Here is a 5,543-nt window from a genome sequence, read left to right as displayed (position 1 = left end):
TGGTCGGGCCGGGTGCCCGGATCGCGGCACCGGTTTCCACCCGGGGTCTCCACCCAGGGGCCCGGGCCACCACCGCGGGAATGACTGAGGCCCTCCCGGCGTACTACTACAGCAGTACGTCGGATTGCCGTCTTCAGGACGACGACTAATCGCACCAGGCGAGAGATCGTGGATATATGAGTGCACTCGCGCTGTCCGTGCTGCTGTCACTGGTCTCCGCGGTCGCGTACGCGGCCGGGGCGATCCTTCAGGAGCGCGTCGCGGCGGACACGCCCGCCCGGCCCTACGCACCCCTGCACCACGGTGTGTGGTGGGCCGCTGTGGCGTTGAACGGAGTCGGTGCGCTGCTTCACGTCGTCGCCCTCGCGTACGGCCCTCTGAGCCTGGTCCAGCCCCTCGGCGCGCTGACGATCGTCTTCGCGCTGCCGATGGCGGCCGTCTTCGTCCGCCGCAAGGCGGGGGCCGCCGCGTGGCGCGGCGCCCTGATGGCGACGCTCGGCCTGGCCGGGCTGCTCGCGCTGACCGGCTCCGCGGGCTCCCACTCGCTGGGCCCGGGCGAGCGCATGGTGGTGGCGGGCGCGACCGTGGGTGTGGTGGCGCTGCTGTTCCTGATCGCGCAGGCCGTGCGCCGTCCGGCCGTCCGCAGTGTGCTGCTGGCCGCGTCGGCCGGTGTCGCCTTCGGTATCGCCTCGGTGTTCACCAAGACCGTCGCCGTCAACTGGACCGAGGGCACGTTCAGCGGTCAGGTGCCGAGCCTGCTGGTCATCGCCGGCCTCGCGGCGGCCGGTCTGCTGCTCTCTCAGGCCTCCTACCGAGGTGCGGGGCTCGCGGCCCCGCTGGCGACGGTCACGGTCGTGAATCCGGTGGTCGCCGCCGCCGTCGGGCTCACCCTCTTCGGTGAGGGGTTCCGGTACGGCCTGACGGGCGCCCTGCTGGCCCTCGGGTTCGGTGCGGTGACCGCGGGCGGACTGGTTCTCCTGACGACGGAGCGGCTCGCCGCGCAGACGGCCGCGGCCCTCGGCAAGGAGCCCGCCGGCGCCGAGCCCGCCGAGCGGGTGGCGGCGTCCGGTCCCGGGGCCGCCGGGGCGACGGCCGCGCACCACCACGCCGCGCGGGACCACCGGCTGCCCTGGCACCTGATCCCGCGCAAGGGGACGCACGAGCCGGAGCACAAGGCGATGCGCCACACGGTGCGGCGGACCGTTCGCCCGGACGCGACGGTGCGCTCAGATGCGGACGCCGCCCGCCCTCAGGTAGGAGATGGGGTCGATGTCGGAGCCGTAGCCGGGCCCCGTACGCATCTCGAAGTGGAGATGCGGTCCCGTACTGTTTCCGGTCGATCCTGAGCGCGCGATGCGCTGGCCCGGGTTCACCTTCTGGCCGTCACGCACGTTGAGCGCGGACAGGTGCGCGTACTGGCTGTACTTCCCGTCCGCGTGCCGGATGACGACCTGGTAGCCGTAGCTGCCCTCCCAGCCCGCGGACACGACCGTGCCGCCCGCCACGGCCTTCACGGACGTGCCGGTGGGAACGGGGAAGTCGACGCCGGTGTGATAGCCGCTCGCCCAGGAGCCGGCCTTGCGGTACGGGGTGCCGGTGCCGGCGCTGACCGGCGCGCTGAAGCCCGACGACTGCTTGGGCTTCTCCGCCGTCTTCGGCTTCGAGACCTGCCGCTGCTCGGGCCGTTCCTTCGGCTTCTCCGCCTGGGGCTTCGGCTTGGGCTTCTCGGCCTGCTTGGGAGGCTGCGGTTGCGGCTTGCGCGCGACGGGCTTCTTCGTCTCCTCCTTGGGAGGAGCGGGCGCCTCGGCGGCCGGCTTGTCCTTCGCCGGGGCCGGTACGTGCAGGACGAGCTTCTGGCCGGGGAAGATCAGGTCGGGATCGCCGCCGATGACCTTGCGGTTCTCCTCGTACAGCCGCTGCCAGCCGCCCCGGAGCTCCTGGGCGGCGGCGATGCCGGAGAGCGAGTCGCCGCCCGACACGGTGTAGCCCTCGCGCTCGGTCGGCACCGACGTGGGTGACGCGGCCTTCTTGGGATCGCTCCGGGTGGCGCTCTTGGACGTGTCGCTCGCCTTGCGCGCCGGCGCGGCGTCCCGGGTGTCACGGGCCTTCGCCGGTGAGACGTCGGGGGCGTCGCCGCCGCGGGTGAGACCGGCCTTGACCGAGCAGTGGGGCCACGCCTGGGGCCCCTGGCCCTTGAGGACCTTCTCGGCGACGGCGATCTGCTGGTCCTTGGTGGCGAGATCGGCGCGCGGCGCGTACTGCCCGCCGCCGAACGCCTCCCAGGTGGACTGGCTGAACTGGAGCCCGCCGTAGTAGCCGTTGCCGGTGTTGATCTGCCAGTTGTTCGTGGACTCGCAGGCGGCGACCTTCTCCCATGTGTCCACGGGGGCCGCGTTCACCGTACTGGCCCCGATGAGTGGCAGGGCGATGCCCGCACCGCCCGCCGTGACGGTGAGCGACGCACGGTTGATGCGGCTCGGCTGGTATCTGCGGTGCCGACCGGTTGCGGCCATGATCTCGGCTCCCCCACTGGCTGGTAGCGACGTCTGGGACACGTCGCAATCGGTCAACTTAGGCCAGTCGCATGTGCAATGACAAGGGCTCACATCGGTAGCCCGCACGGCACTTGTGCGCCCGTTGTGCGTCATCGCAGCCCAAAGGCCGGCATTGACAGGTCCCGCACCCTCCGGAGAGTCTGGGGCGAGCCTACGGGAGAGCGCTCTCCACCAGCATTGAAGGGGGCAGCATGGCCGAGGACGAGACCGGGCGACTGCTGGAGAAGCTCGACATCGGGCAGAAGGTCCGTCTGCTGACGGGCGCCAGCAATTGGCGTACGTACGCCGAACCGGCCGTCGGGCTGCGTCCTGTCACGATGTCCGACGGGCCGGCCGGAGTACGCGGCGAGACGTGGGACGAGCGGCGGACCTCCCTCGTCCTGCCCTCGCCGACCGCGCTCGCGGCCTCCTGGGACGAGGAGTTGGTGCGCGAGCTCGGCGGGCTGCTGGCCGCCGAGGCGCGCCGCAAGGGTGTCCAGGTGCTGCTCGCCCCGACGCTCAACCTGCACCGGTCGCCCCTCGGCGGGCGGCACTTCGAGTGCTTCTCCGAGGATCCGCTGCTGACCGCGCGCACGGGCGTCGCATTCGTCAAGGGCGTACAGGAGGGCGGTGTGGCGGCCACGGCCAAACACTTCGTGGCCAACGACGCGGAGACCGACCGGCTGCACGTCGATGTGCGGGTGACCGAGCGGGCGCTGCGCGAGCTGTATCTGGCGCCGTTCGAGGCGGCGGTGGACGCCGGTGTCTGGGCGGTGATGTCCGCGTACAACAAGGTCAACGGCGTGACCATGTCGGCGAGTCCGCTCCTGGAGTGGCCGCTGAAGGGAGACCGGCCGGTCCGGGGGAACGGGCCGGTCCGGGGCGGCTGGGGCTTCGACGGGCTCGTCGTCTCCGACTGGGGGGCGGTGCGCTCGCCGCTCGACAGCGCGCGCTCGGGCCAGGACCTCGCCATGCCGGGCCCCGAGAGCCCGTGGGCCGCCGGGCTGCTCGCCGCCGTGACGGCGGGCCTCGTCGACGAGGCGCGTATCGACGACAAGGTACGGCGGCTGCTGCGGCTCGCCCTGCGCGTGGGGGCGCTCGGCGAACCGGCCCCGGCCCGGCGGCCGTTGAGCCCGCCCACCGGCGAACGGGCGCTGCTGCGGCGGGCCGTCGCCGCCGGCACGGTCCTGCTGCGCAACGAGGGGGGCGTACTGCCGCTGGATCCGGCGCGGTCGCGCCGCGTCGCGGTCATCGGCCCGCAGGCCACGGACGTACGGATCCAGGGCGGCGGCAGCGCGGAGGTGTTCCCGTCCTCCGTCGTCACGCCGCTGGAGGGGATCGAGGCGGCGCTGCGCGAAGTGACTGTGGAAGGTGGTGCCGGCGACCGGGCCGAGGTGACGTACACGCCCGGACTGCCGCCGGACACCCGGCCACGGCCGCTCGGCCCTGCCCGGACACGTGATCCGCGCGACGGCGAACCGGGCGTCCTCGTGAGGCTGCTGGACGCGGACGGCGTCGAACTGCACGCCGAACACCGTCTGTCGGGCCGCATCGTGGAACCGGCCCGCGTCGCGGGCGCCGTCACCGTGGAGATCCGCGCGCTGTTCCGGCCCTCCCGGAGCGGGAGTTGGACACTGGGAGTGGGCGGCTGGGGCCTCATGTCCCTGTCCGTGGACGGCCGGACCCTGCTGTCCGGCGAGTTCCCGCTCGACAGCGACGACCCGACCCGAGTGCATGTCTCCCCGCCCTACCGGTGCGTACGGGCCGAGTTGACCGAGGGCGTCGAGTCGGAGGTGGTCGCGCGGCGGCGGCTGGACGCCGGGACGGGCGTGGCGACGCTGCTGGGCGCCGCCCCGCCGCCGGGTGACGCGCCGGCGGCGCTCGCCGCCGCCGTGGCAGCCGCGCGGGCCGCCGATGTCGCGGTGGTCGTGGTGGGCACGACGGAGGAGAGCGAGTCCGAGGGCCGCGACCGCGAGTCGCTGGCGCTGCCCGACGGACAGGACGCGCTCGTACGGGCGGTGGCCCGCGCCAACCCGCGCACGGTGGTGCTGGTGAACTCGGGCGGCCCGGTCGCGCTGCCCTGGCACCGCGACGTACCCGCGCTGCTCCTCGCCTGGTTCCCGGGGCAGGAGGCCGGACACGGTCTGGCCGACGTGCTGTTCGGGCGTACGGAGCCCGGCGGGCGGCTGCCGACGACGTGGGCGCGGGCCCAGGAGGACGTACCGGTGCTCGACACCCGGCCGCGCGACGGACGCCTTCCTTATGAGGAGGGGATCCACATCGGCCACCGCGCGTGGCTGCGCGCGGGGGCGGAGCCCGCTTACTGGTTCGGACACGGGCTCGGCTACACGACGTGGGCGTACGAGGGGATCCAGGCACCTTCGGCCGTGGGCGGGGACGGGGCGGACGGGTCCGGGGCGGGGGTCGACGTACGCGTAAGGCTGCGCAACACCGGTCCGCGCAGGGGGCGTGAGGTCGTCCAGGTATACGTGGCACGGGCGGACACGGCGGTCGACCGGCCGGTGCGGGCGCTCGCGGGTTACGCCGCCGTGGAGGCCGGCCCCGGCGAGGAGGTCGTGGCGACCGTACGGCTCGCGGCGCGGGCCCTGTCGCACTGGTCGGCGCAGAGCGGGCGCTGGGAGTCGGAACCGGGCGAGTTCACGCTCCTGGCGGGCCGCTCGGCGGGAGAGCTGCCGCTGCGCACGACGGTCACGGTGCCGGGGCCGGGGCCGCTGACGCCGGAGTCGTCGATGGAGAGCGCTCTCCGCTGATGCTATAAATGCGCTCATGACGGAGGATTCACGAGCGGTCGGCGCGCCCACGCTGGAGGATGTCGCCAAGGCGGCCGGGGTCTCGCGCGCGACGGTCTCACGAGTCATCAACGGCGTACGCAACGTCGATCCGGTGATCCAGGCGGCCGTACGGGACGCGGTGGCCGTCACCGGGTACACCCCGAACCGCGCCGCCCGCTCGCTCGTCACCCGCAAGGCCGACTCGATCGCGCTGGTG

General features: G+C 73.4%; 4 protein-coding genes. 3 read left to right on the top strand and 1 reads right to left on the bottom strand.

Features of this window, described 5'->3' with window-relative positions; genetic code table 11:
- Positions 1-176: 176 nt before the first annotated feature.
- Positions 177-1,346, top strand: coding sequence for a DMT family transporter (locus GXP76_RS33675; RefSeq protein WP_242575421.1), 1,170 nt, complete (start codon positions 177-179; stop codon positions 1,344-1,346).
- Here the strand turns inward: GXP76_RS33675 and GXP76_RS33670 are convergent.
- Positions 1,227-2,513: a transglycosylase family protein gene (locus tag GXP76_RS33670; protein ID WP_242575420.1), complete on the bottom strand. Its 1,287-nt coding sequence runs from the start codon at positions 2,511-2,513 to the stop codon at positions 1,227-1,229. The two genes, GXP76_RS33675 and GXP76_RS33670, sit on opposite strands and share 120 nt — an antisense overlap.
- A gap of 233 nt (positions 2,514-2,746) precedes the next feature.
- Between GXP76_RS33670 and GXP76_RS33665 the strand changes: the two genes are divergently transcribed.
- Complete coding sequence (locus GXP76_RS33665) at positions 2,747-5,305, top strand: glycoside hydrolase family 3 C-terminal domain-containing protein (RefSeq protein WP_242575419.1); 2,559 nt, start codon at positions 2,747-2,749, stop codon at positions 5,303-5,305.
- Between the two features lie 16 nt (positions 5,306-5,321).
- A partial coding sequence (locus tag GXP76_RS33660; protein WP_242575418.1) for a LacI family DNA-binding transcriptional regulator occupies positions 5,322-5,543 on the top strand: 222 nt, incomplete at its 3' end.

It is taken from the genome of Streptomyces sp. NP-1717 (genome assembly GCF_022695985.1).
In the GTDB taxonomy this organism is placed as follows: Bacteria; Actinomycetota; Actinomycetes; order Streptomycetales; family Streptomycetaceae; genus Streptomyces.
This window is presented reverse-complemented; position numbering and strand designations above follow the sequence as displayed.

Excerpts from the sequence above, each read along its gene's own strand:
- GXP76_RS33670 (WP_242575420.1), bottom strand. The coding sequence starts at position 2,513 with ATGGCCGCAACCGGTCGGCACCGCAGATACCAGCCGAGCCGCATCAAC.
- GXP76_RS33675 (WP_242575421.1), top strand. The coding sequence starts at position 177 with ATGAGTGCACTCGCGCTGTCCGTGCTGCTGTCACTGGTCTCCGCGGTC.
- GXP76_RS33665 (WP_242575419.1), top strand. The coding sequence starts at position 2,747 with ATGGCCGAGGACGAGACCGGGCGACTGCTGGAGAAGCTCGACATCGGG.